The organism is Egbenema bharatensis FJBBOT/2019 (genome assembly GCF_048077055.1).
Taxonomy (GTDB): Bacteria; Cyanobacteriota; Cyanobacteriia; order Elainellales; family Elainellaceae; genus Egbenema; species Egbenema bharatensis.
Genome location: NZ_CP182236.1, coordinates 1,691,711 through 1,717,589, shown reverse-complemented (window position 1 = coordinate 1,717,589; position 25,879 = coordinate 1,691,711). Strand labels below are relative to the sequence as shown.

Annotated in this window: 25 protein-coding genes and 1 pseudogene; 9 read left to right on the top strand and 17 right to left on the bottom strand. The window is 49.7% G+C overall.

Annotated features, from left to right (window positions below):
• Positions 1-10: 10 nt before the first annotated feature.
• The 8 genes from ACM1PF_RS08120 to ACM1PF_RS08085 all read right to left on the bottom strand — a co-directional run bounded on the left by ACM1PF_RS08120 (position 11) and on the right by ACM1PF_RS08085 (position 7,638).
• Entirely contained in the window at positions 11-1,234 is a 1,224-nt protein-coding gene (locus ACM1PF_RS08120) for a glycosyltransferase family 4 protein (RefSeq protein WP_416673910.1), read from the bottom strand.
• A 27-nt stretch (positions 1,235-1,261) separates the two neighbouring features.
• Positions 1,262-2,635, bottom strand: a complete 1,374-nt coding sequence (locus ACM1PF_RS08115) for a glycosyltransferase family protein (protein WP_416673909.1) — start codon at positions 2,633-2,635, stop codon at positions 1,262-1,264.
• A 374-nt stretch (positions 2,636-3,009) separates the two neighbouring features.
• The gene (locus tag ACM1PF_RS08110) at positions 3,010-3,678 is read right to left on the bottom strand and encodes a response regulator transcription factor (protein WP_416673908.1); all 669 of its coding nucleotides are present in this window, start codon (positions 3,676-3,678) and stop codon (positions 3,010-3,012) included.
• A complete protein-coding gene (locus tag ACM1PF_RS08105; RefSeq protein WP_416673907.1) occupies positions 3,675-5,144 on the bottom strand; it encodes a sensor histidine kinase in 1,470 nt (489 codons plus the stop codon). The genes ACM1PF_RS08110 and ACM1PF_RS08105 overlap by 4 nt, the downstream gene beginning before the upstream one ends.
• A 233-nt stretch (positions 5,145-5,377) precedes the next feature.
• On the bottom strand, positions 5,378-5,620 hold the full coding sequence (locus ACM1PF_RS08100; protein ID WP_416673905.1) for a hypothetical protein: 243 nt from the start codon (positions 5,618-5,620) through the stop codon (positions 5,378-5,380).
• A 267-nt stretch (positions 5,621-5,887) separates the two neighbouring features.
• Positions 5,888-6,568 carry a hypothetical protein gene (locus ACM1PF_RS08095; protein WP_416673903.1) on the bottom strand — a complete coding sequence of 227 codons (681 nt, stop codon included), beginning with the start codon at positions 6,566-6,568 and terminating at the stop codon, positions 5,888-5,890.
• Between the two features lie 99 nt (positions 6,569-6,667).
• A complete protein-coding gene (locus ACM1PF_RS08090; protein WP_416673901.1) occupies positions 6,668-7,222 on the bottom strand; it encodes a hypothetical protein in 555 nt (184 codons plus the stop codon).
• Between the two features lie 170 nt (positions 7,223-7,392).
• Positions 7,393-7,638 (bottom strand): DUF6658 family protein, encoded by a 246-nt coding sequence (locus ACM1PF_RS08085; RefSeq protein ID WP_416673900.1) that lies wholly within the window; start codon positions 7,636-7,638, stop codon positions 7,393-7,395.
• A gap of 492 nt (positions 7,639-8,130) precedes the next feature.
• Between ACM1PF_RS08085 and miaB the strand changes: the two genes are divergently transcribed.
• Together miaB and ACM1PF_RS08075 are read left to right on the top strand one after the other, a co-directional pair.
• Positions 8,131-9,492: a tRNA (N6-isopentenyl adenosine(37)-C2)-methylthiotransferase MiaB gene (gene miaB, locus ACM1PF_RS08080; protein WP_416673898.1), complete on the top strand. Its 1,362-nt coding sequence runs from the start codon at positions 8,131-8,133 to the stop codon at positions 9,490-9,492.
• A 167-nt stretch (positions 9,493-9,659) separates the two neighbouring features.
• The gene (locus tag ACM1PF_RS08075; RefSeq protein ID WP_416673896.1) at positions 9,660-9,953 is read left to right on the top strand and encodes a DUF6464 family protein; all 294 of its coding nucleotides are present in this window, start codon (positions 9,660-9,662) and stop codon (positions 9,951-9,953) included.
• 71 nt (positions 9,954-10,024) lie between these two features.
• On the opposite strand, the gene ACM1PF_RS08070 is transcribed toward ACM1PF_RS08075, so the two are convergent.
• Both ACM1PF_RS08070 and ACM1PF_RS08065 read right to left on the bottom strand, forming a co-directional pair.
• Positions 10,025-11,446 carry an isochorismate synthase gene (locus ACM1PF_RS08070; RefSeq protein ID WP_416673895.1) on the bottom strand — a complete coding sequence of 474 codons (1,422 nt, stop codon included), beginning with the start codon at positions 11,444-11,446 and terminating at the stop codon, positions 10,025-10,027.
• A gap of 348 nt (positions 11,447-11,794) precedes the next feature.
• On the bottom strand, positions 11,795-12,442 hold the full coding sequence (locus tag ACM1PF_RS08065; protein WP_416673893.1) for a hypothetical protein: 648 nt from the start codon (positions 12,440-12,442) through the stop codon (positions 11,795-11,797).
• Between ACM1PF_RS08065 and ACM1PF_RS08060 the strand changes: the two genes are divergently transcribed.
• Complete coding sequence (locus ACM1PF_RS08060; RefSeq protein ID WP_416673891.1) at positions 12,441-12,818, top strand: DUF2358 domain-containing protein; 378 nt, start codon at positions 12,441-12,443, stop codon at positions 12,816-12,818. The two genes, ACM1PF_RS08065 and ACM1PF_RS08060, sit on opposite strands and share 2 nt — an antisense overlap.
• Before the next feature lie 149 nt (positions 12,819-12,967).
• Here the strand turns inward: ACM1PF_RS08060 and ACM1PF_RS08055 are convergent, their stop codons facing one another.
• On the bottom strand, positions 12,968-13,321 hold the full coding sequence (locus ACM1PF_RS08055; protein ID WP_416673890.1) for an ArsR/SmtB family transcription factor: 354 nt from the start codon (positions 13,319-13,321) through the stop codon (positions 12,968-12,970).
• 153 nt (positions 13,322-13,474) lie between these two features.
• Positions 13,475-14,650 (bottom strand): TRC40/GET3/ArsA family transport-energizing ATPase, encoded by a 1,176-nt coding sequence (locus ACM1PF_RS08050; RefSeq protein ID WP_416673888.1) that lies wholly within the window; start codon positions 14,648-14,650, stop codon positions 13,475-13,477.
• A 539-nt stretch (positions 14,651-15,189) separates the two neighbouring features.
• Between ACM1PF_RS08050 and ACM1PF_RS08045 the strand changes: the two genes are divergently transcribed.
• The 4 genes from ACM1PF_RS08045 (at position 15,190) to ACM1PF_RS08030 (ending at position 18,029) form a co-directional block, all read left to right on the top strand.
• On the top strand, positions 15,190-15,426 hold the full coding sequence (locus tag ACM1PF_RS08045) for a hypothetical protein (RefSeq protein ID WP_416673885.1): 237 nt from the start codon (positions 15,190-15,192) through the stop codon (positions 15,424-15,426).
• Positions 15,427-15,442: 16 nt separating this feature from the next.
• Positions 15,443-16,756 (top strand): S41 family peptidase, encoded by a 1,314-nt coding sequence (locus ACM1PF_RS08040; RefSeq protein WP_416673883.1) that lies wholly within the window; start codon positions 15,443-15,445, stop codon positions 16,754-16,756.
• Positions 16,757-16,935: 179 nt separating this feature from the next.
• Positions 16,936-17,631 (top strand): Uma2 family endonuclease, encoded by a 696-nt coding sequence (locus ACM1PF_RS08035; RefSeq protein ID WP_416673881.1) that lies wholly within the window; start codon positions 16,936-16,938, stop codon positions 17,629-17,631.
• Between the two features lie 161 nt (positions 17,632-17,792).
• Complete coding sequence (locus ACM1PF_RS08030; protein WP_416673880.1) at positions 17,793-18,029, top strand: hypothetical protein; 237 nt, start codon at positions 17,793-17,795, stop codon at positions 18,027-18,029.
• 60 nt (positions 18,030-18,089) lie between these two features.
• On the opposite strand, the gene ntcA is transcribed toward ACM1PF_RS08030, so the two are convergent.
• The 3 genes and pseudogenes from ntcA to ACM1PF_RS08015 all read right to left on the bottom strand — a co-directional run bounded on the left by ntcA (position 18,090) and on the right by ACM1PF_RS08015 (position 21,024).
• Positions 18,090-18,764: a global nitrogen regulator NtcA gene (gene ntcA, locus ACM1PF_RS08025; protein ID WP_416673879.1), complete on the bottom strand. Its 675-nt coding sequence runs from the start codon at positions 18,762-18,764 to the stop codon at positions 18,090-18,092.
• Positions 18,765-19,315: 551 nt separating this feature from the next.
• The gene (locus ACM1PF_RS08020; protein WP_416673878.1) at positions 19,316-20,185 is read right to left on the bottom strand and encodes a transglutaminase family protein; all 870 of its coding nucleotides are present in this window, start codon (positions 20,183-20,185) and stop codon (positions 19,316-19,318) included.
• 24 nt (positions 20,186-20,209) lie between these two features.
• Positions 20,210-21,024, bottom strand: a pseudogene (locus ACM1PF_RS08015) (DUF3598 family protein).
• 405 nt (positions 21,025-21,429) lie between these two features.
• Between ACM1PF_RS08015 and ACM1PF_RS08010 the strand changes: the two are divergent.
• Both ACM1PF_RS08010 and ACM1PF_RS08005 read left to right on the top strand, forming a co-directional pair.
• Entirely contained in the window at positions 21,430-22,038 is a 609-nt protein-coding gene (locus tag ACM1PF_RS08010) for a hypothetical protein (protein ID WP_416673877.1), read from the top strand.
• 50 nt (positions 22,039-22,088) lie between these two features.
• Positions 22,089-23,066, top strand: a complete 978-nt coding sequence (locus ACM1PF_RS08005; RefSeq protein WP_416673875.1) for a septal ring lytic transglycosylase RlpA family protein — start codon at positions 22,089-22,091, stop codon at positions 23,064-23,066.
• Positions 23,067-23,068: 2 nt separating this feature from the next.
• Here ACM1PF_RS08005 and ACM1PF_RS08000 read toward each other — a convergent pair whose 3' ends face one another.
• Both ACM1PF_RS08000 and trpE read right to left on the bottom strand, forming a co-directional pair.
• Positions 23,069-23,710, bottom strand: a complete 642-nt coding sequence (locus ACM1PF_RS08000) for a Crp/Fnr family transcriptional regulator (protein WP_416673873.1) — start codon at positions 23,708-23,710, stop codon at positions 23,069-23,071.
• 145 nt (positions 23,711-23,855) lie between these two features.
• Positions 23,856-25,415, bottom strand: coding sequence for an anthranilate synthase component I (gene trpE / locus ACM1PF_RS07995; RefSeq protein WP_416673872.1), 1,560 nt, complete (start codon positions 25,413-25,415; stop codon positions 23,856-23,858).
• Between the last annotated feature and the right edge of the window lie 464 nt (positions 25,416-25,879).

Here is a 25,879-nt window from a genome sequence, read left to right as displayed (position 1 = left end):
ATCACGTTCCTCAGACTGCTGTTGCGAGAGATGCAGCCGATCGAAATACGGTTCGCAAGTGAGCAGCGTTACGGTGAATGTCAAAATCTTGCTCAATCACCTGTCTGGCGCGGGTCGCAAGCTGTACTCGGAGATGAGAATCCGTTAGTAACCGCTTAAGAGACTCAGCCAGGGCGATCGGATCATTTTGAGGAACCATCAGCCCAGTTTGTTCGTGGTGGAGAACTTCCGGGATGCCCGTGACATCGGTGGCAATGCAGGGCGTTCCCAGAGCCATGGCTTCTAACAGAACGGTGGGCAGTCCATCACGGTTGCTATCTGTCCCAATCGTACAGGGAGCCGCAAGCACCGCCGCCGATCGCACCAGATTAATCAGCTCACTTTGGGGACGTGGCCCAATTAACTCCACCCGATTCTGCAATTCCAGATCGGCAATTTTCGTCCGTAAGGCTGCTTCTAACTCACCCGTTCCTGCAATCTGGCAGGTGAAAGGAACTTTCTGCGATCGCAGTTCATGGCAAGCATCAATCAGCACAGAAAATCCTTTCTTTTCAACTAACCTTCCAACTGCAAGGATTTTGGGCGATCGGTGCTGGGGAGATTGATAGGTAAAGGTCTGCAAGTCTAGTCCATTGTAGATGCGCTGAACTTTGTTTGATCGCGTTCCATAGACTTGCTGTAGATAGTTCACGTTGTAATCGCTAACTGTAATCACCGATGCGGCATCTTGCAGTTTTTTCCCGTACTCCTCGAAATTTACGCTTTCATGAAAAATGTCCTTCGCGTGGGTGGTAAAGGAATAGGGAATATCAGCGAAATAGCTGGCTAACCGAGCAACGACTGTTGCAGAAGTGGCGAAATGGGCATGGAGATGGGTGATTCCGGTTTGGCGAACTTCGCAGGCTAGCTGAATCGCCTTATGCACTCGATGCACATCCTCCCCCTGGGCAAACTTTAACTTGTCCCATAAATCAGGAATGATTTCACTAGCCTCGTGAAACACCCGCCACAGGGTACTACCCCGCAGGTCATGGGAGAAAAGATACTGAACGGGCGCACGGACTTGCGAGATGATGTTCTGAAAATGACCGTCCAGGGGAGGATGTAGAGCAAAAATTTTGACCTCTAGTCCAGCCGCTTCGTGGGCTAGAATCTCCGATACAATAAACGTTTCAGAATAGCGAGGATATCGCTTCAAAACATAGCCAACTTTGACAGTATCTTTAAGCTGCATAATCAGAAATATCCTTTCTTAACTTTACTAAGAAGCCTGGCAAACGATTGGTTGAGAACCAGACTTTGTATTCAGTGGTAAGTGAAATGGAGCATCAGGTTGCGAAGGGTTTGCGGAATTTTGCAAGATATCCAACGCAAACTTGGGTAAACGGCTTAACCCGTTTAAATCAATCGGCGATCGCAGTTTTACTGGAGAAGTTTGTTCCTGGGCAAGCCACTGGCTGATGCTATCGGAACTGACCCGATCAGGGTGCTGCACATCAACCCAACCCAACTCATGCAGTCGTTTGGCCCGAATCCATTGCTCCAACCGAGGGGCCACTCGCGGCACAATCAGCGATCGTTTCCCAAAAGACATCACCTCGCAGGTGGTGTTATAGCCTCCCATCGAAACCAGACAATCTGCTTTGTCTAAGAGCTGCGCGGGTTCATTCACATAGGTCAGAATCCGCAAACGAGGGTGAGACGCTGCATATTGCTGTATCTGCTGTTGGACTTCCACTGGCATAAAAGGACCCGTGATAATCACGCCATTCATGCCTTCCGGTAATACTGCCTGAGCAAACCGTAGAGCCAACTGCGCTCCATCCTGGCCACCCCCAACCAGGCATAGAGCCAGCTTGCCCGCCGGTAGATTTAAATCTTGTAACCCATCTTTAGATGATGCGGTGACTGATTCAGCAGATGTTTCAGTAAACTGCAATCTTTGGCGTTGATCAAAGTACCCGGTATAGCGCATTTTCGCTGCAATATCGGGTGCAAATTGGTATTCCTGCACCAGGTCAAAAACGGTGCGATCGCCATAGACCCAAACCCCATCATAATATTGACGAATTGCCTCTTCATTAAGGGTTCGTCGCCATTCGTGGGTCACTACTCCCGGTTCGTCTAAGACATCCCGCAGCCCTAGCACACAGCGGGTTTTCCCACCTGCACGTAACTGCTCTAACGCTGGATTTAGCTCCCGCACGGCTCCGCGTGGCACATTATCTACGACGAACAAGTCTGGTGCAAAAGTTCCCAGGGCAGCCTGAATCACCTGCGATCGAATGGCCACTAGTTCCTGCAATGAGAGTTCCAGCCGTCGAGGATAATACTTCCCATCAATGGACTTATGCAGCGCGGGAAGGGCTAAATAGTCTATGTTTTGTGGCAAATGTTCCTCTCTACCCTCCACCATGCCGCTGATTAACAGAATGGATGCATGGGGTAAGGATTGGGCTAAAGTCTGGGCAATGAGCAAATTCCGCCGCTTGTGCCCTAATCCCATTGTGTCGTGGGAGTAGAGGGCAATGCGGAGTTGAAAGTCCCTGAGATCATCCTGAAGGGGAACATCCTGGGGCATCTCAGACGGAATTCGATCGGGTTGATCTGGACTGGACTGGGTTCGTGGGTTCATTGTTCTACATCTCAACAAACGGAAGATATGCGATGGCCCGTACCTATCGCAGGAGCAGCTTTCTGCCTGGACTCAGAAAGGCTTGGGAGCTTACCGTTGTCAGATGCCTTAGACAACCATCTTAAGGATGGGAAGGGGGAGAGTTAAACTTAGATTAAGCGATTATTAAGTCAGCTTTCATGAGTCTTTTCTGATAGAACATGAGAAAACGTTCATTTTTTATACCATTTTCCATATCAGTTAACTGGAGCCGATCGCCATCAAAAACATGGCTCTGCAATAGACCATTTCAAAGTCAAGTGATGATCTATCCCATCCTAAAAAACTGTTGCCCAGGAACAATGAGAAATTTCTGAAAACAGATGAGAGTCTTCTTAAACTTGCAGCCGATAGCCAAGTCCTCTAACCGTTTGAATTAATCCTGATCCTAATTTTTTTCTCAAATAACCAATATATACATCGACAGTATTGGACGTGGGTGCATAATCATAACCCCAAACTTGGTCGAGCAAGTCTTCTCTTGTCCAAACCTGTCCAGGCTGACGAGCCAGCAGTTCTAATAGCGTAAATTCACGGGTTGATAGTTCAACCTTTCGCCCTTTATACTGAACGCTGCGCTGCCGAAAATTAATTTCCAAGTCACCTATGGTCGTAATCATTTGCTCCATTGGTTGGGGCGATCGTTTGTAGCGCAACTGCACCCGAATCCGAGCAATCAATTCTTCTAGCGCAAACGGTTTGGTGACATAATCATCTGCTCCCGATTCTAAAGCCTTGACCTTATCTTTCACGTCTTGAATAACGGTCAGAATAATGATGGGCATCTGTTTGCCCTGGTGCCGTAGCTCCTGAATAACTTCATGACCGCTTTTTTCAGGTAGTCCCAAATCCAAAATTAAAAGATCAAACTCGCCTTTTTGTCCCAGGTAAACGGCCTGAACGCCATCCTCTGCCAGCGTCGTCGTAAAACCGTGCGCCTGTAACCCCTTTTGGAGGAATGCTGAGATGCGAGGTTCGTCTTCTGCGATTAGAATGTGACTCATCGGAATGTCGCTTCCTGAGGTGGATCAAGGGGAATGGTAATGTTAAATTGTGAGCCTTCTCCTAGTTTACTGGAGACACTGACCCGTCCTCCATGAGCTGCTGCAATCGCTTTGACGATCGCCAGTCCCAGCCCCGCTCCATGCGATTTTCGTCGAGTATTGGTGGCACGGGCAAATCGCTGCATAATGCGAACCTGATCATCTGGGTGAATCCCAATGCCTGTATCGCGCACCCAAAAGCAAATTCCTTTAATGGTTGGGTCTTCAGTGAGTTTTGAGCCTAGCTCTATGGTGTCTTCAGGATGGGTGTGTTCTACGGCATTTTGCACCAGATTCATCACTGCTTGAGTAATGCGCTGTCGATCTGCCACAATCCGAATTGAGACGGTTGAAGCCAGTTGCCAGTTGCGGGGAGCCAGGGCTGTCGCCTTGGCATGTAGTTCCTGCGTCAGACGATCGACATCTACCAGTTCCAGCGATAAAAAATCAGGGCGTTCAGCTTTGGCGAGTAGCAATAGATCGTCAACCAACCGACTCATCCGATCGAGTTCATCATGCATTAAATTCACTGCATCCCGCATTTCAGGCGCAGTTTGATCCAGCAGGTGAACCAGCAGCAGGTCAAGATGACCTCGGATGACGGTGATGGGCGTTTGAAATTCGTGGCTGGCATCGTTGATAAACTCCCGCTGGGTCGCAAATGAAGTTTGCAGGCGATCGAGCATCTGGTTGAAGGTCATCGTGAGTTCCGTAATTTCATCTGCCCCTCGAATGGGAATGCGCTGATCCAGATTTTGTGTCACATCGTGAATCGATCGAGCGGTTTCAGTCAGGAGTTTGAGGGGAGACAAAACGCGACCAATGGCCACCCAGGCTAACCCCAGGGCAACCAGCATCACTAGGCCAATCACCTTGGCGGCAACCAGCACCGCATCATCAATTTCTCGCTGTTTGTTTTCCAGGAGTTGGATCACCACAAACACTCCCTGAGACGTGCCATCTCCATTCGTTTCGATCGGATAAGCCAGGTAAATTATCGTTTCCCAACCAATCTTTTTAGTTCCCTGTTGGGGGTGCTTCACCTGAGCTAGTGATTGTAGAAATGATGAGCGTTCATTTAGCCGATCTGGGAGGGCGATCGGGCTGGTTTGGTAAATTTCACCATTCAATAAAGTGATAAAAAACTCATCATCTTCAGGGACACTTCTGGCTAGAAAGACATCAAAAATTGAGGCGATATCATCTCCGAATGGCTCTCCTGTAGAAGGATTGCGACCCCCAATCAATCGCTGCACTTCTTCGATTTCTTGCTCCAGGGAACGTTGTACTCGTTCGGTTAACAAAGCGGACAGAATTTGCCGAATGGTGAAAATAGAAATAACAACGGACAGAAATATGAGAATGCCAAGCCAAATTAAAATACGAGTTTGTGCAGATAGAAAGAACTTATGCCATCGCCAGTTCATGTTGGTTCGATTGTTTAAGGTTTAATTTTGCTTGGTAGAGTTAGTGGTCTGGTTGACTAACAAAACTTTTTCCAACAGGAGAGTCAAGGTTTCAGGAGTTTTGTTAGGCAATCAGGTTAGTGGGGTACATCCCATTTTTGCTTTTGCATTACAAATAGCTTACCCGGCAGGCAAGAAGCCTGCGCTACGGAAATCGCTTAATCAAGCCCAATCTGGCTGACGTTCAGTCTGTACTAAACATGGTGAGGATGGTCAGCCAACCATTGAATGATTTTTCGGGCTGCTTCCGCCTTACATTGAATCGTTTTCAACGCAATACTTAGATCCAGTTCCTGCAACGTTTCAGGATGAGTCAAGTCCAGCATGCCGCTTGCTGCATATTCGATCGCAGCAAATTCTCGATCGGCTTCCAGGGTGGTATCTAAGTAGTAGAGCAGCTTGGCGCGGGGTGGCATCTCTACAGATGAATCAGTCATGACTTCTGAACCTCTGGCAAACTGAATTGTCTCCCTATTTTACCGGGATGTTGAGTCGCTCCAACAAAAGACACCCCCTAACCAGTAGCTAGAGGGTGCAGTGCATGGAAGAACTTGCTTCCACAGCGGTTGATCATCAGTTGCGATCAAAGGTTGCGATTCAATAAAGGCGGGTTGCTATGCGCCCCTACAGCAGGATCAACCAGGACAATGGCACAGTAATTTTCACGGCGATTCACGGTGATCTCACAAGGATCTCACAGTGCCCTACCGCGTGTAAGGTCTGTCCACATCGGAGGGAGGAACAGGAGGCGCAGCGGCAGTGATAGGCTGACGGGGAGGACGTGCTCCTAGAGTTGCTCCGACTAGAGTAGCAATTAATCCCAACAATGCCCCAAAGGCAAAGGTCCAACCCGCAGTGGCCGCATTTTCAGCAATCTGCCGGACTTGCTGTTGATCTAATCCTTCAGTGGTTCCAGCCGTTCCTGTCTGAGTCTGGTTAATAATTTCACCCAGGTTGGCACCAATTACACCAAAGGCACCTGCTACACCACTCGTTAACAACCACGCACTCAGGGCGATCGTCGTTGCCCAGAGGACAGTACCATTCAGCAAAGCTGTGCTACGGTTCATCGGGCCACATAGGCGGGTCGTGAGCCAGCCACCCAGGAACAGTGCAATCAACAAGCTAATGATGGGCCAAATCCCCACGCCTGTTCCCACATCAGCGGCTGCCTGCTGAGGGTTGTCGGCGGCTGCAACCGCTGATAGACCGATCGCTGCACCAATTCCACTCAACACCAATTGTGCTGTAATAGCCAGCACTAAACCCGCAAGGATGGGGCCCCATCGAACGCGATCGTGATAGTCTACAGCCGCCGGAACTGCAACAGGACGATCGGCGACACGGCGTTCTGGATCACGATACGGTTGATCGCTATAGGTCATGATTTAATTTCTCCTAGATTGGGTCTAAAACAACAGGGTGCTACAGCTAGAGATGAGATCTCTAAATGAGATCTTTACTTTCAGATCTGTTTGTCGATCTCAGGTCGCATCTCTTGCAGTGCGCTGAATGGTTCGTCCTGCACTTTCTGCATTATCTTGCAGGGTTTGGAAGTTTTCTTGGGTTCCTTCAGATACGTTTTCTCCAAACTGTTTAGCTCGATCGCCAACTCGTTCAGACAAATCGCTGACTCTTTCATCCAGGGGCTTACCGCTGCGGATATTATCAACCAGATCTTCTCCATCTTTGATCTGCCGATTAACATTCCGTTCAGCATTCCGAACTAATTCCTTTGCCTTGGGAGACAATCCACTCGTTTCACCCGAACCATACTGACCATAATCGTTGTAGGTATTCAGGCTGGGACGTTCCCTGGTATCCGATCGCCCACTGAACTCTCGAACCCCAGAAGGTTGACCCACACGCTCCCGGTAGGAACCAGTGTCAGAAGCCTGAGGTGAATCAACTTTATTGCTGCAAGCAGTGGCGGATAAAACTAAAAACCCTGCGAGAATAACAATAAAAATTCGCTGTAGATGAAATCGTTTGAAAAATGAGAAACGGTTGGCAAGGCTGCCAAAAAACTGATTAATCATGATCAACTCCAATTATGTTTCCAGTTATGTTTCCAGTATTGTTACTTCCAAGTAATGTCAGCGATCGATTGGGCTGCGATCGATTGGGCTGATGATGTGAACTGGGTTTGACCCAAATTCAATGCACTTTAGCTGAGATGCATTGAATCGCTGCATTAAGCCTTAATCCGCTAAGACTTATGTTGATCAAGGCTTACATTCGGATTAGAGGGCTGCCGATATTGGGTGTAACTATCTCCGCTCCCTTTGTAGGGATTATTGGCTCCACCTGCCTGTACAGGAGGATTGTGGGGTCTGGCTCCGGTTTCAGTGCCATTACTACAGGCAACACTAAAAAACAGCATGAATCCTGCGACAAAAATCAGTAGAATTTTGTCAATGCGGATTCGCTTGAGGAAAGAAACGATCGGACTCATAGGTGCAAAGCCTGCATACGTTGAAAAAATTAATAAGCCTACTTCCTGCGTTGAAGCAGTTGTAGATGCTGTGATTCAGCGTATCGGTCGGTAGTAGATACCAGCGTCTAGCAAAGGGCGGATTATCAAAACGCGAAAATTCAGTGATTTTTAGAAACGGGAATAAAGCTTCTAACCTGGGTAAGACAATAAGACCCATTTTGTAACCATGATCACTTTTTTTTGTAACGCCATTGATCAATTCGGTGTTAGTTGCTCCAGGAAATGGGGAACTCTGAAATTTAGTAGCACACCATTGGACGTTCCCCGGTAATTTTTGCCGGGGTTTCTTTATGCTTCAGTTGGATGCATCGGCATAACAGCCAACGACCTATAATATGAGGATGAAGCTTAATCAGAGTGGTGGAATTGACTGCCACTCTTTTAGTCTTCCCTGATTTTTTAGCCTTCCCTGGAATTTTGGGAGTTCGATCGCATCCACAGCGCACACCTATGACTCACTTGCCTCGTCAATACCACATCACCACCTTTGGCTGCCAGATGAATAAGGCAGACTCGGAACGTATGGCTGGGATTTTGGAAGAGATGGGCTTCCAATGGGCAGAAGACCCAGAGCAAGCCGATCTGGTTCTCTACAATACCTGCACAATTCGAGACAATGCCGAGCAGAAGGTGTATTCCTATCTGGGGCGGCAGGTGAAGCGGAAGCACGAAAAGCCTGACTTGACCCTAATCGTAGCGGGATGTGTGGCTCAACAAGAGGGAGAACTGCTGCTGCGTCGGGTTCCAGAGTTGGATCTGGTGATGGGGCCCCAACATGCAAATCGATTGCGCGATCTGCTGGAACAGGTGTTTGATGGCAATCAGATCGTAGCGACCGAGCCAGTTCATATTTTTGAAGACATTACTAAACCGCGTCGGGATAGCACCGTCACTGCCTGGGTCAATGTGATCTACGGCTGCAATGAACGCTGTACCTATTGCGTTGTCCCGAATGTACGAGGTGTGGAGCAGTCCCGCACTCCGGAAGCGATTCGGGCGGAAATAGAGGAATTGGGACGGCAGGGCTTCAAGGAAATTACCTTACTGGGGCAAAACATTGATGCCTACGGGCGAGACTTACCGGGGGTGACGGCGGCAGGTCGCCATCAGCATACCCTGACGGATTTGCTCTACTTCGTTCACGATGTCCCTGGCATTGAGCGGATTCGCTTTGCTACCAGCCATCCCCGCTATTTTACCGAGCGACTGATCCGCGCCTGTGCAGAATTGCCCAAGGTCTGTGAACATTTTCATATTCCTTTTCAGTCGGGCGATAACGCAGTCCTGAAGGCAATGGCGCGAGGTTATACCCACGAAAAATATCGTCGGATTATCGATACGATTCGTCGCTATATGCCAGATGCGTCCATCAGTGCCGATGCGATCGTTGGTTTTCCGGGGGAAACGGAGGAACAATTCCAAAACACCCTGAGCCTGGTGGATGACATTGGGTTTGATCAGCTTAATACCGCTGCCTACTCTCCCCGTCCCGGTACGCCAGCCGCTCTTTGGGATAATCAGCTTGCCGAAGATGAAAAGAGCGATCGCCTCCAACGCCTGAATCATCTCGTCTCTATCAGAGCTGCCGAACGATCGCAGCGGTATTTGGGTCGGTTGGAAGAGGTTTTGGTGGAGGATCAAAATCCCAAGGATCCAACTCAGGTGATGGGACGGACGCGCGGCAATCGTCTGACTTTCTTCACGGGAGACATTGCAGAACTGAAGGGACAGGTGGTTCCGGTACGAATTACAACGGTACGCGCCTTTAGCCTGACGGGAGAAAATGTTGCCAATCCCCTGGTGTGTGCGTAATACTAGTCAGCAATCTCGTCTGAGGTAAAGATCAAAGCCTGCGGTTTGGAGGCTTAAATCTACCATTGGATGATTAGTGCTTCGTGATGGGCGATGCTCGATTGATGATGGGCGATTAGCGATTAGCGATTAGCGATCGGTTGTTTTAGAACCTGTAGAACACCGTAATGATTGCATTTTTCATCATTGTTTTAGGCTTAACTCCATCTATTCTTTCTGTTTGGATGATGCGGCGGGCGGGCATCAGAGCACAGGAACGCTTGAGGTTGGCGCTCGAGTCGGTTTCCTCCAGGGGCTTACCCAGCCTTGCCCTTCCCCCCGAACACCAGTACGCCGAGGGGATTGGCTATGTGATTGGCGATTGGTCATGCAAATTTAATGCGCGATCGAGCTACATTCGCTGTGCGGTGAATCCGTTTGGCCCGTGCGAAGCGTGTTCGCAGTATCAGGCGAGGGAATAGAATCGGCACAGGGCGTACAGCAGTATGCTTCTACCGGGCAGGGTTGACCCGGCTCGACCCCCGATCGGCCGCTAAACCAATGCTCTTAAAAGGGCCTGAAGTTTGAGTTGTACCTCTGCCATTTCACGCTGGGGGTCAGACCCCGCAACAATTCCTGCTCCAGCATAAAGCCGGGCGCAATGGCCATCCAAAAGAGCCGATCGAATCCCGACAATAAATTCAGCATTGCCCTGGGCATCGACCCAGCCTAGGGGAGCGGCGTAGAGCGATCGGCAAAAGCTTTCATAGTGCCGAATTTGTTCACAGGCTATATCCCTGGGCAAACCTGCCACAGCCGGAGTCGGATGCAGTTGAGCGAGTAATTCCAGGGGATGGATTGTGTTAGGAAGCGTTGTCCGCATGGGGGTATGGAGATGCTGAATATTGGACAGCCGCAGCAGAGTGGGTTCATTGGCAAGGTGAATTTTTAGTCCAAATTGAGCCAGTTGTTGGGTAATAAAATCTACTACAACTTGATGCTCTCGTCGTTCCTTGTCACTCTCCAATAATCGTTTGGCCAGTGCGTCATCCTCTTCCCGCGATCGTCCTCTAGGCGCAGACCCGGCCAGGGCATCTGTCACCAACCGTTGATTTTGAACGCTCAGAAGTCGCTCAGGGCTGGCTCCGATAAAATACTGCCCCTTACCATTGCTGACCGAGAACACATAGCAATCGGGGTAGACCTGCCGAAGATTATGTAAAGAATGTCCCCACTGAAAGGGTAAAGGCGATACAACATCTACCGCATTGGCCAAAACCAGCTTTTCTAACTGTCGTCGCTGAATCGATTCCAGTGCTGAGATCACGGTTTTCTGAAAGTCATGAGGGTTGTTAATCTCCCAATTAAAGATGGGTTGAAGGGGGGAAGAAAATAAAAAAGGATGATATTGCTGCCGCTGAATTGCCTGGAATTCTTGCCAGATTGTTTCTGAAAGATGGTCAATTTCTGTATCAGAATCAACAATTAAATTTGTAATCACCACACATTCCGATTGCCAGCAAGAAATCTGCCATTGAGGTAGGAAGATGGTGGCAGGTGGAAAGGGCTGATGGGATTCAACCGCCTGATCAAAGAAAGTGAAGCTACAAAAAAATTGGGGGGCAACAACGTATTCAGAGGAGTGATTAGAAATCAAATGATTTAAGCAATCTTGAATGAACAGTTGTGCCCGAGAAAATCGCTGTGCTCCATGAAGTTGAACCGATCGCACCGCACCGATCGCAGCAATCGCCCGATCACACTCTCGATTTTCAAAATAGAAATGGCATTGATCAGGTTGGACGAGGTTATAAAGGGCGATGAGTGGATCGATTGCATCAATTTCTAAGGAAATGCTGACAATTTTCGGATGACACTCTGCGATCGATTTTTGGCGACAAAAGTCAAGAAACTGATATAACTTTTTACGATCCTGAAAAAAGTCAAGCGATTTAAATTGAGATTGACATAGCATCGAGAACAAAAAAGTCCTTTAAGGTTCTTTATATCTTTATAGAATAAGACTGTTTAGTTTGCAGAATTGCAATATCAATATACGTAAGTGAGGAGTGAGGAGTGAGGAGGCAGGAGGCAGGAAGGAGCAAGGAGAGGGAGTGGGGCAAACTCTCCAGAACTAATGTTCGGGTAGCACCAACCCGTAGCGCAGGCATCTTGCCTGCCATTCACTCTCCGCCTGTTTGCCTTCCTCTTGTGGGGTGGGCATCTTGCCCGCCCAGTCAACTAGCCTCTTGTGGGGTGGGCATCTTGCAACTCAGGACGAAATCAACTCTCTTTTTGTACCTACCCCTCTCTACAAACGTGGCTACAAACGTGGCTCCGTGACAGCGATCGCCTCCCCCAAAGCTTCATAGGTAGTAACCCCCCTCGATCGAATCACCAATCGGTATTCCCCTTCAGAAGAAACGATCGCCTGATACCGGGTTTGTCCCAGCAAGTTGGTGTAGATGGTTTGTTCATCGGATTCAGTCACCTGGGCTAAGGCGCGATCTAGCTCCACCTCAGAAGCCGCTCGATCGTAGACCGTCAGGTACAGTTGTTCCACCAGGCGCAACACACGCACAGTGTATTCATCGGTTTCAAAAATAATCAGGCTCTCGATCGGTCGTTGCCCCCTGGGGAGAGCAAAAGGATTGATAAATTCGACGATTTCTCCGGTGGAGGTCACCCGGCAAAAGCCTGAGCCGCGATCGGTTTGCCATCGGATCAGGGTTAAGTCAAACAGTTCTAAGCCAGGAATCAGCTCGATCGCAGTTCCAGGTAATTCAGTGGCAATCCGCTGTTGACAGCTCTCTAGAGCCGCTTCAGATGGAGTAGCCTGGGCCGCAGGTGCTAGGCTAGGAATAATGGTAAGGGCGGCAAGGCTGACAAGGCTGGCCCGTAGCCCGTTTTGAGTACACCCATTTGCCCTCATGGGCATTGATCCCCCTCGCTGAAGTCGCTGGCTAATCATGGACATCCTCGACATTTTGCAGGAAGACTATCGTAACTTTCCTAAGCATCAAACCTACAGCATTTATGCCGACGATGTATATTTCAAAGACCCGATGAACGAGTTTCGTGGGTGCGATCGCTACCGCCAAATGCTCCAGTTCATCGATACCTGGTTTCGCCAGCCTCAGCTTGATCTGCATCAGATTCAGCGTTCTGATAATACCATTCGCACTGACTGGACACTGAGCTGGAATACACCCCTACCCTGGAATCCCCGCATCAGCATTCCTGGCTGGAGCGAATTGACCCTGAATGAGCAGGATCTAATCATCTCCCACGTGGACTACTGGCACTGTTCCCGCTGGGAAGTGTTGAAGCAGCATTTTTCAGCATAGGGGGATACGCAAGATAACATACCCGTTAGGGGCACACTGCTGTGCGCCCTTACAGCCGATGTTTTCAAAAATTGGGATGCCAGTTGATCGCAGATCCCTAGAGGAATCGAGGATCCAGCAAACTGTAGTAGCCTTGCAAGCTGAAAAGCCTATTGTTTGCTGGTCAAACTAAAGGCTCGGAAGTACTGGGCTTGCTGCTCAATTCGACTGGCTAACCGATCGCAAACTAGCGTACATAGTTCAAAAATCAACTCATCGGACACGCTGTAGTAGGCGGAGGTGCCCTCACTGCGACGAGTCAAAATCCCAGCTTGCAGCATCACCTTCAGGTGCTTTGAGACATTGGCCTGGCTGGTTTGAGTTGCCTCTACCAAATCCTGGACACACTTCTCCCCATCTCGTAATAGGTTGAGGAGACGTAATCGCATCGGTTCACTCAATACCCCGAAGTACTCAGCCACTTGCTGAACCACTTCTGTCGGCACAGACTCCGCTGTTTTCATGCAAATTTACCCATGTAGGTGATGACGGATTCCAACCGTTGATCTAACCCCAGATTGTATCATTCAAACCTTCTATGGCAATAGAGCGATAGATAGAATTAACCGATTGCTGCTGAAATTAAATAAAAATTAAATTTTCAGCCCGTTCTGAACCTACTGAGCAAATCGGATTTTGAGATAGTCCTCCTCCATTTTGGCTCCAGCGGGTTGCAGGGCGGCTAATGCTTGCGGCAGTACCAGGTTGCGTCGATGGTTGCCAATCCGAATGTTGAGCTCATCGCCCGTTTTGCTCAGTTCTACCTTGTTCTTGGGGATTCCCGGCAAATAAACCTCCAGGCTGTACTGATTTTGCTCCTGTACCACCCGCAGGGTCGTCTCCTTGTAGTACACCTGCGATGGATCTTCATCGGCGTAAAGGGTTTCCTTGAGGCGATCGAGGGCTGCCAGTCCACACATTTCTTCAGAGTAAAGCGGGACTTCCTTGATCGGCAGAGGACGGAAATTATCGTGAATTTCCTGACGGTATTGCTGCTGATTCTCCTTCCAGCGTTGAAAGAAAGGATCGGTCACACTGTCGGGAATAATCCGGTTGGCAACCACCATATCCGTTGCCACGTTGTAAAGACTCAGGTAGGCATGGGCCCGCAGCGATTCTTTAATCACCATCTTTTCGGGGTTCGTCACCAGCCGCACTGAGGTTAGCGTGTTGTTGGTTAATACTTTTTCTAGCTCCTCAATTTGCTGATAGAACTCGTAGGGCGCTTCCATCACCTGCTGATCGGGCAGGGAAAATCCGGCGATCGGACGGAACAGTGGTTCTACTAACGGTCTAAGGGCAGCGGATACGGCTTGCAGGGGTTTGTAAAATCGCCGCATGTACCAGCCGGCCACTTCCGGCAAACTCAAGAGGCGCAGGGCTGTTCCGGTCGGAGCTGAATCGATAATCAGCACATCAAACTCGCCTTCATCATAGTGCCGCTTCATCCGTACCAGGCTAAAAATTTCATCCATCCCTGGCAGAATCGCTAATTCTTCGGCTTCAACACCTTCCAATCCTCTCGCCTGAAGCACCTGGGTAATGTATCGCTTGACGGCTCCCCAATTTCCCTCTAGCTCCATCAGGGCATCTAGCTCGGCTCCCCACAGGTTGGGGCGAACTTGCCGAGGATCGTGGCCCAACTCCATGTCAAAGCTGTCAGCCAGGGAATGGGCTGGATCCGTACTCAGCACCAGGGTTTTGTGACCCAATTCCGCACAGCGTAGCCCTGTCGCTGCCGCCACAGAGGTTTTGCCTACGCCTCCCTTACCTGTCATCAAAATTACACGCATGGATGGTCTGAACCTTTTCTGAAAATTCTTTATATTCCTTTACTTACTGTATCGGTTTTTCGTCGAAGTCGTTGCCCTGTCACATATTTGCCCTGTCACATATTTGTCATTTTGATGTCATTCCGAGCTTTTAGAATTCGGAGAGAATATCATGGTGGTGACTAATTCGGGTGATTGATTTCCGTTAGCAGTACATCTCTCTAAGGATTGATTTCCGTTAGCAGTGCATCTCTACAGATCAATCGCTAGACCAATCGCTACGGGAAAAGATTTGTCAGTCAACCAGCGATCCACCACCGTTTCGACTGGTCTTAGGGCGCACAGTTCGACTGGTCTCAGGGCGCAAAGTACGATCGGTTTTTCCTTAGCCAACTAAAAATCAAACCGAAAGAATTTATGAAAAAGTAACTCGACTTGGGAAAGTTTGGATTGAAGTGGGCACTCTAAGTCCACCTTGCTTCAGTGGATATCACTGACTCCGGGCGGGTGGTTCATGCCTGCTTCATGGTGGATCAGGGTTGCAATACCTAGAAACACTGATGTCAGCCGATTTCCCTCCTACTAACCTCCGTAAGGCGATTCCGGGTGCATGGGTTTGCCTGTTCTGGCTGGCCCAATTTCAATGGTTCCTCGATCCCATCAATGGATCCCGCCACTGGGTTGTGGATGAATCGTCAGACGGTTGCGCCTTTCAAGCTCGATCGTCTGGGACAAATCCCCCCAAATTTCAGATCAACTATTCAGATCAACTGTTCTGTTTCATCACCCTCTGTTAACTCACCCTTACCCCCAATGCATCAAACTTACAAACGCTTCATCCTCACTGCTGCCCTTGCCCTGATGGGAATGCCTGCCCTCACCCTTGCAGCCCAGGCAAACCTGCAATCGAGTTCTAAAGCCGTTCTGGATGAAGCCTGGCAGATTGTCAATCGTGAGTATGTTGATCCGCAGTTTAATCAGGTTGATTGGCAAAGTGTTCGCCAAACCCTACTCTCCCAGGAGTATGCTTCTCGTGAGGCTGCCTATGAAGCCCTGCGCCAGGAACTTAGCCTGTTGAACGACCCCTACACTCGCTTCATGTCGCCTGAGGAGTTCCAATCGTTTCGCAATCGAACCAATGGCGAGTTAGTGGGAGTGGGGATCCAACTACGGGCTGACCCCAGCACCCAGGCTCTAACTGTCGTTCAACCGATCGAAAATTCACCTGCTGCCGCTGCGGGAATTCAACCAGGGGATGTGCTGCAACGAATTGATGGGCAAAGCACCGAGGGAATGATGGTGGAGGATGCAGTGCGATTGATTCGGGGAGAAGCGGGTTCTCCGGTATGGCTGACGATGCGCCGTGGAGAGTCTACTCGATCAGTCCGGCTGACTCGCTCTCGCATTCAACTCCAGACCGTCACCTCCGCAGTTCACACCACTGGTGGTCAACGAATCGGCTACATTCGCCTGCGTGATTTCAATGCCCATGCAGCCGAAGAAATGGAGCGAGCCATTCAAAGTTTGCAGGCGCAACAGGTGGATGGGTTTGTTCTGGATCTGCGCAACAATCCAGGGGGCAGACTGAACCAGAGTATTGCGATCGCCCGGATGTGGTTGAATGACGGAGATATTGTCCGTACGGTGAATCGCCATGACCGAGAGAACCGGGTTCAGGCTGACCAAACGGCTCTGACTAATTTACCCCTGGCGGTGTTGGTGAACGGTAACTCTGCCAGTGCCAGTGAGGTGCTGGCGGGAGCCTTACAGGATAATCAGCGAGCTGTAATTGTCGGCACCCAAACCTTTGGCAAAGCCCTGGTGCAGTCGGTGAATACGCTTTCAGATGGCTCTGGGTTAAATGTAACGATCGCCCGTTACTACACCCCATCAGGGCTGGATATCAACCGTCGTGGCATTGCCCCGGATCGCATAGTGCCGATCGCTGAAGATCAGTCGCAAGCCCTCTCTTCAGACCAATGGGGCACAACTGAGGATCCGCAGTTTGTTCAGGCTATTTCCGCCCTAAGCCCAGCGATCGCTTCTCCTGAGCAACAGCCCACGGTTCACAGGCAGACGGCACCCAATCGCAGAGCCACCCGATCCCCCAGACGTTTAGTGCTCTAAGCTTCAGGAATGGGGACGAACAATTGTTTACCTGACGATCAAACGGTTCGTCCCTACTTCTCAATAAAGCATTAGAACTTCAGAACCTTAAAACAGCGCAGTTTGCCAATCTACCCAGCGCAGCCAGTAATTGACTATCTTGAGGAAAAGGCCATATTCCATCCTGTCGAGGTTTGCTCATGGTTTCCCAGACGCAAATATCTTCAACTCCATCTGTTACTTATCCTGATAGTGACGGACAGCCAATGGCGAACAACACAGAACAATTTCGTTGGATTGTCACTATCCAGCAAAACCTGGACTGGTTGTTCGCAGAGAATCCCAATGTCTTCGTTGCAGGGGATTTATTCTGGTATCCCGTAGAGGGCCGCAATGATATTGTTGTGGCTCCAGATGTCATGGTAGTGCTGGGTAGACCGAAAGGGAAGCGAGGATCATACAAACAATGGGAAGAAGACAACATTGCACCACAGGTTGTGTTTGAAATTCTCTCTCCCAGCAACACGCAAAACGAGATGGACAGGAAACTTCTATTTTTTGAGCGGTATGGTGTAGAAGAATATTACATCTACGATCCAGATCAGAATCAGCTTCGGGGCTTTTTGCGAGGAGGAGATGGATTAGAAGTGATTGAACCCATTTCAACCTGGGAAAGCCCTCGCTTGAAAATCCAATTTGCTCTGCTTCCAGAAACGCTCCAACTGACGCACCCTGACGGCAAACCCTTTCTGAGTTACCTTGAAATCGCTGAACAGGCAGAAGCAGCCAGACAACGGGCAGAAGCAGCAGAACAGCGTGCAGATGCGGCAGAACAACGATCGACTCAACTTGCAGAACGGTTACGAGCCTTAGGGGTTGACCCTGAAGAGATTTAAGTATATTTTCCTAACATCATGCTGACGGAATGAGTGATCAGCATAAGAATATGAGTAGAGATGCAAATACTTACCCTTCGTTTGAGTGAGGAGTGAGTCTCGAAGTTTTTTCAGAGAGGGTATACGGCTTCTCGATGACGAAGAAAGTCAGGAGAGTTGCTATGGCTACTAAAGAAGAAGAATTAAAGCGGCTAGAAGAGAATTCGGACAAGATAAATGAAATACTAAACGATCCCAAAATGGATCCTAGGACAAAAGCTAGCAAAATTGACAGCATTGTTAAAGAACCTCCAGGTGCAGAGGAGGTGGAGATAGTGATAACTGTGCGGAAAAAAGCCCTGCCCCCTCCCAATAGGGAAAATGCGAGAGAATTCTTGTTAAAAAGCGATCTCCAGTAAATCCCCTCCTGGGAGGGGCTTGGGGTGGGTTCCTCTTGGGAGGTTATTCAATCCCTAATCCTAAGTAAACTGCTGGCTCAAGGTCACGGGGTTATGTACCGTGATCTTCTTTTTGTGAATCGAGATCATTTGATCCTGCTTCAAGTCCCCCAGCAGACGAGTCACCGTCACGCGAGTAGAACCGATCGCCTCAGCAATGGCTTGATGGGATAGTTTCAGGTCGATCGTAATTCCTTCAGGGCTGGGCACTCCAAAATCGCGGCAAAGAATCAGCAAAAAGCTGACCAACCGAGAACCCATATCCCGATGGGCCAGGGTTTCAATCATCATCTCAGTTTGCAGAATCCGCGATGAAAGCCCCTGAAGCATAATCATTGACAGATCAGGATTTTCCTTCAACGCTTTCTCAACCTGCTCGATCGGGATTGAGAGTAATTCTACTGGGGTAAATGCAACTGAATGATAGAAGCGATCGGCTTTTTGTCCAGTAATCAGGGAGAGTACGCCAAATACGCTATTTTCCCGCAGCAGGGCTACCGTAATTTCCTCTCCCGCCTCATAGACCCTGGAAAGCTTCACCGCCCCCTTTAGCAGGAAGTAAACCCGCTCTGCTGGGTCGCCAGGAAAGAAAATGGTTTTGCCCCGCTCATAGGTTTCCACCACAGGCGGGAAGGCACTACCACTGAGTTGACGGAAAACATTAGCCAACGACGGTCTTTCTTGTGCCACTACCATGCCCTTATTTCCTAGCCAGTATGTTTTAAAGTCGCTCTGTGATTATCCGCCAGCTTACCCGCAAGATCACCTGTTCTGCATAATAATCAATATTGTGCTGAACATATTACTTAGCGATGATCTATTCTGTGAGAAATCTCTGACTTTAAAACACTAAACTTAACTTTGAAAGAGTTTTTTGTAGCGAAAATTACATAAGGAGTGAGGAGTGAGGAGTGAGGAGTGAGGAGGGGAGCCGTAAGTGGGGGGGATATTTCTATAAGGCTTTCCCAGTGGGGGGTTACGTCGGGAAAATCAAAGGGGATGCAATTTTTCGATTTCAAAAGTTTGAGGGACAAAAAAGTCTCGTCCCCAGTTATCAAAAACTTATAATTATTTAATTTTTCTCAACAAAGCTCTCCTGTCCTCGATCGCTACCTTTTTACGCCTCATTCCTTGTGCGGGTGAATGCAATTTACCCCTGCCTGCCTTCTTGCGTGGGCGAATAGCAATTCGCCCCTACCCGGTTCCTTGTGCGGGTGAATGCAATTTACCCCTGCCCGGCTCCCGACTCACGCTCGACTGATCCTTAACTCATAGTTCATATTGGACTGTGCGCTCCTGCCTTGCTTGAACGTACCCGCCACGGGAGCAGTGTCCTTTGAAGTTGGGCTGGTGACAAGGGCAATATGCGTGTCTGCGGTGGCGAGTCCGTGGGTGGGATCATAGCCACGCCAACCCGCTCCGGGAAGGTAAACCTCTGCCCAGGCATGAAGATGACGATCGTTGCTGTCGAGATCCCCTTCCTGATAGCCACTGACAAAGCGAGCCGCCAGTCCCACAGCCCGGCAGACTTCAATAAACAGCACAGCGTAGTCGCGGCAAGAGCCAGATTGGGTAGTCCAGGTGATTCCGGCAGGCATGGCTGCGCCCGTTTCCCGAAGCGTATAGCTACAGTTTTGATAAATTTGCTGGTTCAGTTCCGACAAAAATGGAACGACATTACCTGTGGTCTTGTCCCAGATGTCTTGCGCCAGCCGGATCGCAGCCGGATCAATATCTCCTGTTAGCCGAGAAAATTGTCCCCTGAGATAGGGTTGCAGCCGATCGTTCAACGACACGGGATAGTCGATCGGCAGGCTGATCGCCCAGGGTTCCAGCAGGTAATCAAATGGATTTTCGCGGAACGTTTTCACCTCGGAAACAGCTTTCACGGACAGGCTGGACAACGGTTCATCCTGAAACCAAACGCGATAGATGGAGTTGCCATCTAAATCCAAAATTTCTGAAACTCTGGTGGGTTCTGGCTCGATCGCCAATGTAAAGGCGTGTAGCTTCTGCGTGATATCACACCGGGGACGGAGCCGAATGGTGTGGGGCGCTAACTCAACTGGGCGATCGTAGGTGTAGGTAATGCTGTGCTCGACGTAGTAGATCGGCATGGGTTTTTAAAATTCCATCCCTGGTTAAACCTTTTGTTCAGTCACTAAGGTTAGACTATGCCATCCTCCCTGCGCATCGTAGTGTCGAATGAGACGTTGCCGCAACGTGGGACTGATCAGCCACCCGGCTTCCAGGAAAAATGGAATGCCCTTGGGCACGGTGATGGGCGTATTGGCAGAGGCTCCATCCGGTAATAGTAAAACTTGGAGGGGATAGCGACCCTCCGTGAAGAGCAGCGTTGAACCGTTGACTTGGGCAGTGGAGGTCAGGTTTATTTGGGAGGTCATGAGCTGTTGCCGTAACCGATCGCCTTCTAAACTAACCACCAGTCGAGTATCGTACCGTTCTGGCGTTTGCCAATCTGGATACAGTGTGACCGCTTCCCCCTGCCACTCACCCAGCAGCATTTCCACTGTCAGAGGGGGATGCTCAACCGCAGAAGTATGCTGTCGATGTTCTCGAATTAAAGTGAGGGAAGAAATATTGCCCCCCTGGTCAAAGAGTTGCACCAGGCGGAGTCGGCGATCGCCATGAATTAGCCCCATCTCTGCGCCAAACTCAGAAAAGGGGCAAACTGCATTGAACCCTGGGAAAAAGCTCCATTCTCAAAAACCAGCACACTCCGACTGAGGGAAGAGTACTCCAGCACTTTGTTTTGAGTGAGTTCACCCGTCGTTGAAAAATGCTGAATTGTTTGGCGAATCGTCTGGTTGTCGTTCAAGCCTTCCAGCGTTACGAGACTGGGAATATCAGTTTGAACTACCCCCTGGGCTGACATTCGGGTAAACGATCCCTCCCACGCTCCCAGGTTGCACAGCAAGTTTTTCCATTGAGACATTTTGCTTCCTTTTGACCTTAGGAGGACGCAGAAAAATAACGTACCCGCTGGGGGCGCACAGCTGTGCGCCCTTACAACAGATTTCTGCCAAGATTGGGGTGCCATTTTATTGCAGATCCCTTGTTCTTTCCATGGCTGAGGGATTTGCTTTGCATTTATACCCTGAGGTACAGGTCATCAAATCCGGACGATCGTATTCTCAAAAAATTAGTCCTGTTTTACAAAACTTTATCATTTTCTAGGTTTAGTGGATAAAACTGTGTAAGATCTAGCTTTGTTTCAGGACTTCATATTGTTTTCATACAGGCTTTAAATGAAATTCATCAGCAGCCGGGAGTTCATTCCTTCCTGTTTGAGCGTCATTCATCATCACTTTGGGACATCTACACTAGATATTGCAGATCCATGAATTTTTTTGGACTTTTGTGGGTCATTTCGGCAGTTAGCAGCTTCTTTTCACCGCACGAATCCCCACGACCTTTAGAACATCTCAGCCGCACCCTTTCCAATCGTTCGATCGCCTTGATCAGTCGAGTGGTTGGTTCTCGGTTCCCTAACCATTCATTTAGTTCAGCTGATTCAACTGATTCAACCCGTCCGCCGACTTCCATCAACGGACTATCTGAGTCACCTGCAAAGCCTTTCTCCGCCTTGCCCGCCCCTGTTGCCAGGAAGGCTTCAGATTGGCTGGTTGAGTCTCCCGGCAGGGGGAATCCCTGGTTTCAGGTGTCGCCTGAAGGGTCTTATTCTCCTTTCCGCCGGATCGTTGTGCCATCGTTCCTATCCTGGAACCGATCGTCCCTGTCAATCCCACCGTCGATCGCCGTATTTCAGCCCAGTTGGGTGGTGCAGAGGGTAATCAGTCAGTCAGGCTCAGGGCTGCATCCCAGGTTCCATCCCAGTCCAATACTCTATCCAGGGCAACTTTCCGAGATGATAGCGCATCTGGCACTGCTGGGTAGCGTGGGGCGGCAACTTCATTGGGTTCATCTGGGTTGGGTTCATCTGTCTTGAGTTCATCCGGGCTGAGTTCATCTGTAACCCTTCCAGCCCTCATTACAGGATTGAATCCCCCCTCACAGGCGGTAACTGGGCAAGATCTGGCGAATCCGGTATTACAGGTGGTCAGCAATCTGTTTCGCTGGACGGGAGACATCCGCGAGGCTTTTCGGTTTACAACTCCCCTCGTAACGATCGTGCCCGCGAAGAATCCTTGTTTGGCATCTCCAGATTCCGATCATCGTCATTGGAGTTATACGAGCCGACATGGCATTCGAGAATTAAATGTTGGGCAGTGCACAGAGTTGTGGCAACGGGATGCTAATGCACCCAAACCTGCCGACAGGGTGTTTCAAGTTCGAGTGAAGGATCAACTGGTTGCAGAATTGCCAACTGCAGAACGGGCAGAGGAATTGGCTCGACGGTTGCAGCATGCCTTGCGAAACTCTGATTTTGAGCCATCCCATCTAACTCCTGCGCTAATCAACGGGATGCCAGCCGGAAAAGTAGGCGACACAGTCTTGTTTTGGGTAGATCCAGAGTTAGCGGCTTTGCTCGATCGCAATCCTGAGCTGCTAGCCATTACCTGGATTAACAATCTGCGAGAGACGTTGGATGTCCCTCCGATTCCCCTGACACAAGCCCAAAGTCAAATGCATCGGCTCACGCCAACCGATCAACAGATTCAGGGCACTGCTTCCTGGTATGGCCCCTATTTTCATGGGCGTTTAACTGCAACAGGGGAAATCTTTAACCAGACGGATCTGACAGCAGCCCATCCCACCCTTCCCTTCAACACCTACTTGAAAGTGACCAATCTGCTCACAGGTAAGAGCTTGATTGTGCGGATTAACGATCGCGGCCCCTACTTTGAGGATCGATCGCTGGATCTGTCGCGGGAAGCAGCACGCTATCTGGACAGCGAACTGACGGGGGTGGTGCCCTACGAAGCCGTGATCATGGAAAATGAAGAACTGGCTCAGGTCAGGTCAGCAAACGGTTTATCTGCTTTGTCTGCATCGCTAACCCGGAGCAGCCGTTGATCCTAAGACAGGGCTGGCACATGGGATGGCAGAATGATGTGACGGTGGCTGTCAACCACCAACCAACCCTCCTCCTGAAGCTGGCTGAGGAGTCGAGTTACCGTGACGCGAGTGGTGCCGATCGCATTGGCAAGCTGCTGATGGGTTAACCGAACACTAATGCGGGTGCCTCCATTTTCAATGGGTTGTCCGACTTCTTGCTTCAGCAAGATCAAAAAGTGGCGCAGTCGTTCTTCAACCCGGCGATATCCCACCATCGCTAATACAGCTTCCGATTGCTGCACTCGCCGCACAAGATGATGAAAGATTCCCTGAGCCAGCATGGGGGATTGCTCTATCTCCATCAACCGCAATCGCATCAGGTCAACATCGGTCAATGCAGTTGCTTGATAAGGATGAATCAATGAGAGGGGTAAACCAAATGGCATAGATGGACACGCTAACCCCAACAGTGCTTCATCACCATTGTCGTACAGTGTCCCTAGCAGAACGACACCTCGACACACCACCAAAATCTCATCTGAGAGCATCCGAATCGGCTGACCACTCCTGTAGGGCTGTAAATTTCGTCCCCTGTACAGCTCCTCCAACAGTTCACGTAGGTCGGGCTGCGGAGTTGCTTCCAGAGCGTAGGAATGGAGCATAACGATCACGGGTCTAGGTTTTCTCTATCACACTAGACCGCAAATCTAAAGGATTGGTAATCGGTAGGTTATGGAAATATTATCCATCGTCCCAAGAGAAGTTAAGAATGCTTGAGAATTTTTAGGAATTGTGGCGATCGTAGATTCAGGGTAACGGGTTAAGGGACTGAATCGCCTCCAGCATTCCCCTCGCCTTGTTCAAAGTTTCCTCATATTCCCGTTCTGGATCAGAATCGGCCACCAGTCCGGCTCCTGCCTGCACCATTACCTGATGTTGTCCGTCCGGCTGGCTGCGCACCACCATTGTCCGAATGGCGATCGCCGTATTCAACTGTCCTTCAAAGTCATAATACCCATAGGCTCCAGAGTAAACCCCTCGACGGCAAGGCTCTAAATCATGAATGATTTCCATCGCCCGAATCTTTGGCGCACCGCTGACGGTTCCTGCTGGAAAGCAAGCTTTTAACAAGTCCCAGGCTGTTTTCTCGGGAGCCAGAACCCCCGTCACGTTACTGACAATATGCATGACGTGAGAGTATCGCTCAATCACCATCAGCTCATTCACTGCCACCGTTCCACTGGCACAAACCCGCCCCAGGTCATTTCGTCCCAGGTCTACCAGCATGACGTGTTCTGCCCGCTCCTTCGGGTCTTGCAGCAAATCTTCAGCCAGGGCGGCATCCTCCTGGGGGGTTTTGCCCCTGGGTCGAGTTCCGGCGATCGGGCGCACCGTGGCAATTTTGCTGCCATCTTGTTCAGGGGACAGATCAGCTTTAACCATGACTTCTGGGCTGGAACCAATAATCTGCCAGTCCTGGAAGTGAAAATAGGCCATGTAGGGGGAGGGATTGATCAGCCGGAGCGATCGATACAGAGCAAAGGGATCGCCCTGATATTGGGTGGAAAGCTGCTGAGAAATGACGACCTGAAAAATATCTCCCGCCCGAATATGCCCCTTGGCTTTTTCGACGTTGGCACAGTATTCTGCCTGAGTCACATTGCTGGTGTAGAGAGGATTCGCAGAATGCTTTGGTTTTGCCGCCTGAGTGAATGCTGGAGAAACCCACCGGAGAAAAGAATCCTGGGACGAAATCGGCAATTGCAGCTTGCTGACCAACTGAGTGACTTTAGCACAAGCCTGATCATAAGCCTGACGACGATCGGTTGCAGGATCCCGCAAATCTGCGTAGGCGATCGCCCAAATTTTGCGTTTAACCTGATCAAATATCAGCAGGTGATCAATCTGCATCCATAATCCATCCGGCAAATCACCCTCCGCAGCGGGATACACTGGAACCCTTGGCTCAATCCAGTGGATCAGTTCATAGCCCCAGAAGCCAAACAGCCCGCCAATGCCGGGCGGTAACTGCGGTAGGTTAACGGGTTGAAACGGAGCCAGACAGTTTGCCAACGCCACAAACGGATCACCCTCAAAGACTTGAGTGGAACCATCCCGGTAGGTTTGAGTGGTGCGATCGCCGCGTGCCTCTAAGACCCACAGTGGATCACAGCCCAACAAACTATATCGCCCCAGCGTTTCTCCTCCCTCAATAGACTCCAGCAAAAAGCTATAGGGTTGTCCTGCACAAACCTTGTACCAGGCAGACACAGGCGTATCCAGGTCGGCCACCCACTCTTGATACACCGGAACAAAGTTACCCTGTTGTGCGAGTTGCAAAAACTGGTCAAAGTTTGGAGAAATCATGCCCTTACAGCAATTGCGAGGTTAAATAGTGTTCAGATCCGAACGTCAGATCAGAATTTTGGAGCGTACCATACTGAGCATCCTGTAGTGTACCACTCCCATCTCATCCAGTGAGGTCATCTTATAGCAGGATGAAATTCGTTTTCCGGTTTGAGAAGATTGGGCGTATAAGTCGATTAAATTCGTCTACACTAGCAACGGGCACCCACTCAGTGAACTCTACAGCATTCAACCAGCTGCGTTTTGCGGATTAGAGTAAAAACACAGAGGAGTTCAACTTCCAACAGGCGTAGTCTAAGCGTAGTCAAACTCACTGCACTAAACAGATACGAATACTAAATGCCTGATTTGACCGGAAACGTGGAGCTTACTTCCGTATCCATCAATAAGGACTCTGACCACTCACTGCTTTTCAGCCCTTTCTTCCACTGTTCTGATGTTATTTACCTCCGGCTAAGAGAGGT

Excerpts from the sequence above, each read along its gene's own strand:
- ACM1PF_RS08100 (WP_416673905.1), bottom strand. The coding sequence starts at position 5,620 with ATGACTGATTCATCTGTAGAGATGCCACCCCGCGCCAAGCTGCTCTAC.
- trpE (WP_416673872.1), bottom strand. The coding sequence starts at position 25,415 with ATGATTTCTCCAAACTTTGACCAGTTTTTGCAACTCGCACAACAGGGT.
- ACM1PF_RS08090 (WP_416673901.1), bottom strand. The coding sequence starts at position 7,222 with ATGATTAATCAGTTTTTTGGCAGCCTTGCCAACCGTTTCTCATTTTTC.
- ACM1PF_RS08040 (WP_416673883.1), top strand. The coding sequence starts at position 15,443 with ATGCATCAAACTTACAAACGCTTCATCCTCACTGCTGCCCTTGCCCTG.
- ACM1PF_RS08035 (WP_416673881.1), top strand. The coding sequence starts at position 16,936 with ATGGTTTCCCAGACGCAAATATCTTCAACTCCATCTGTTACTTATCCT.
- ACM1PF_RS08110 (WP_416673908.1), bottom strand. The coding sequence starts at position 3,678 with ATGAGTCACATTCTAATCGCAGAAGACGAACCTCGCATCTCAGCATTC.
- ACM1PF_RS08060 (WP_416673891.1), top strand. The coding sequence starts at position 12,441 with ATGGACATCCTCGACATTTTGCAGGAAGACTATCGTAACTTTCCTAAG.
- ACM1PF_RS08075 (WP_416673896.1), top strand. The coding sequence starts at position 9,660 with ATGATTGCATTTTTCATCATTGTTTTAGGCTTAACTCCATCTATTCTT.
- ACM1PF_RS08095 (WP_416673903.1), bottom strand. The coding sequence starts at position 6,568 with ATGACCTATAGCGATCAACCGTATCGTGATCCAGAACGCCGTGTCGCC.
- ACM1PF_RS08055 (WP_416673890.1), bottom strand. The coding sequence starts at position 13,321 with ATGAAAACAGCGGAGTCTGTGCCGACAGAAGTGGTTCAGCAAGTGGCT.
- ACM1PF_RS08010 (WP_416673877.1), top strand. The coding sequence starts at position 21,430 with ATGAATTTTTTTGGACTTTTGTGGGTCATTTCGGCAGTTAGCAGCTTC.
- ACM1PF_RS08030 (WP_416673880.1), top strand. The coding sequence starts at position 17,793 with ATGGCTACTAAAGAAGAAGAATTAAAGCGGCTAGAAGAGAATTCGGAC.
- ACM1PF_RS08085 (WP_416673900.1), bottom strand. The coding sequence starts at position 7,638 with ATGAGTCCGATCGTTTCTTTCCTCAAGCGAATCCGCATTGACAAAATT.
- ACM1PF_RS08065 (WP_416673893.1), bottom strand. The coding sequence starts at position 12,442 with ATGATTAGCCAGCGACTTCAGCGAGGGGGATCAATGCCCATGAGGGCA.
- miaB (WP_416673898.1), top strand. The coding sequence starts at position 8,131 with ATGACTCACTTGCCTCGTCAATACCACATCACCACCTTTGGCTGCCAG.
- ACM1PF_RS08020 (WP_416673878.1), bottom strand. The coding sequence starts at position 20,185 with ATGCCGATCTACTACGTCGAGCACAGCATTACCTACACCTACGATCGC.
- ACM1PF_RS08120 (WP_416673910.1), bottom strand. The coding sequence starts at position 1,234 with ATGCAGCTTAAAGATACTGTCAAAGTTGGCTATGTTTTGAAGCGATAT.
- ACM1PF_RS08070 (WP_416673895.1), bottom strand. The coding sequence starts at position 11,446 with ATGCTATGTCAATCTCAATTTAAATCGCTTGACTTTTTTCAGGATCGT.
- ACM1PF_RS08115 (WP_416673909.1), bottom strand. The coding sequence starts at position 2,635 with ATGAACCCACGAACCCAGTCCAGTCCAGATCAACCCGATCGAATTCCG.
- ACM1PF_RS08000 (WP_416673873.1), bottom strand. The coding sequence starts at position 23,710 with ATGCTCCATTCCTACGCTCTGGAAGCAACTCCGCAGCCCGACCTACGT.
- ACM1PF_RS08045 (WP_416673885.1), top strand. The coding sequence starts at position 15,190 with ATGTCAGCCGATTTCCCTCCTACTAACCTCCGTAAGGCGATTCCGGGT.
- ntcA (WP_416673879.1), bottom strand. The coding sequence starts at position 18,764 with ATGGTAGTGGCACAAGAAAGACCGTCGTTGGCTAATGTTTTCCGTCAA.
- ACM1PF_RS08050 (WP_416673888.1), bottom strand. The coding sequence starts at position 14,650 with ATGCGTGTAATTTTGATGACAGGTAAGGGAGGCGTAGGCAAAACCTCT.
- ACM1PF_RS08105 (WP_416673907.1), bottom strand. The coding sequence starts at position 5,144 with ATGAACTGGCGATGGCATAAGTTCTTTCTATCTGCACAAACTCGTATT.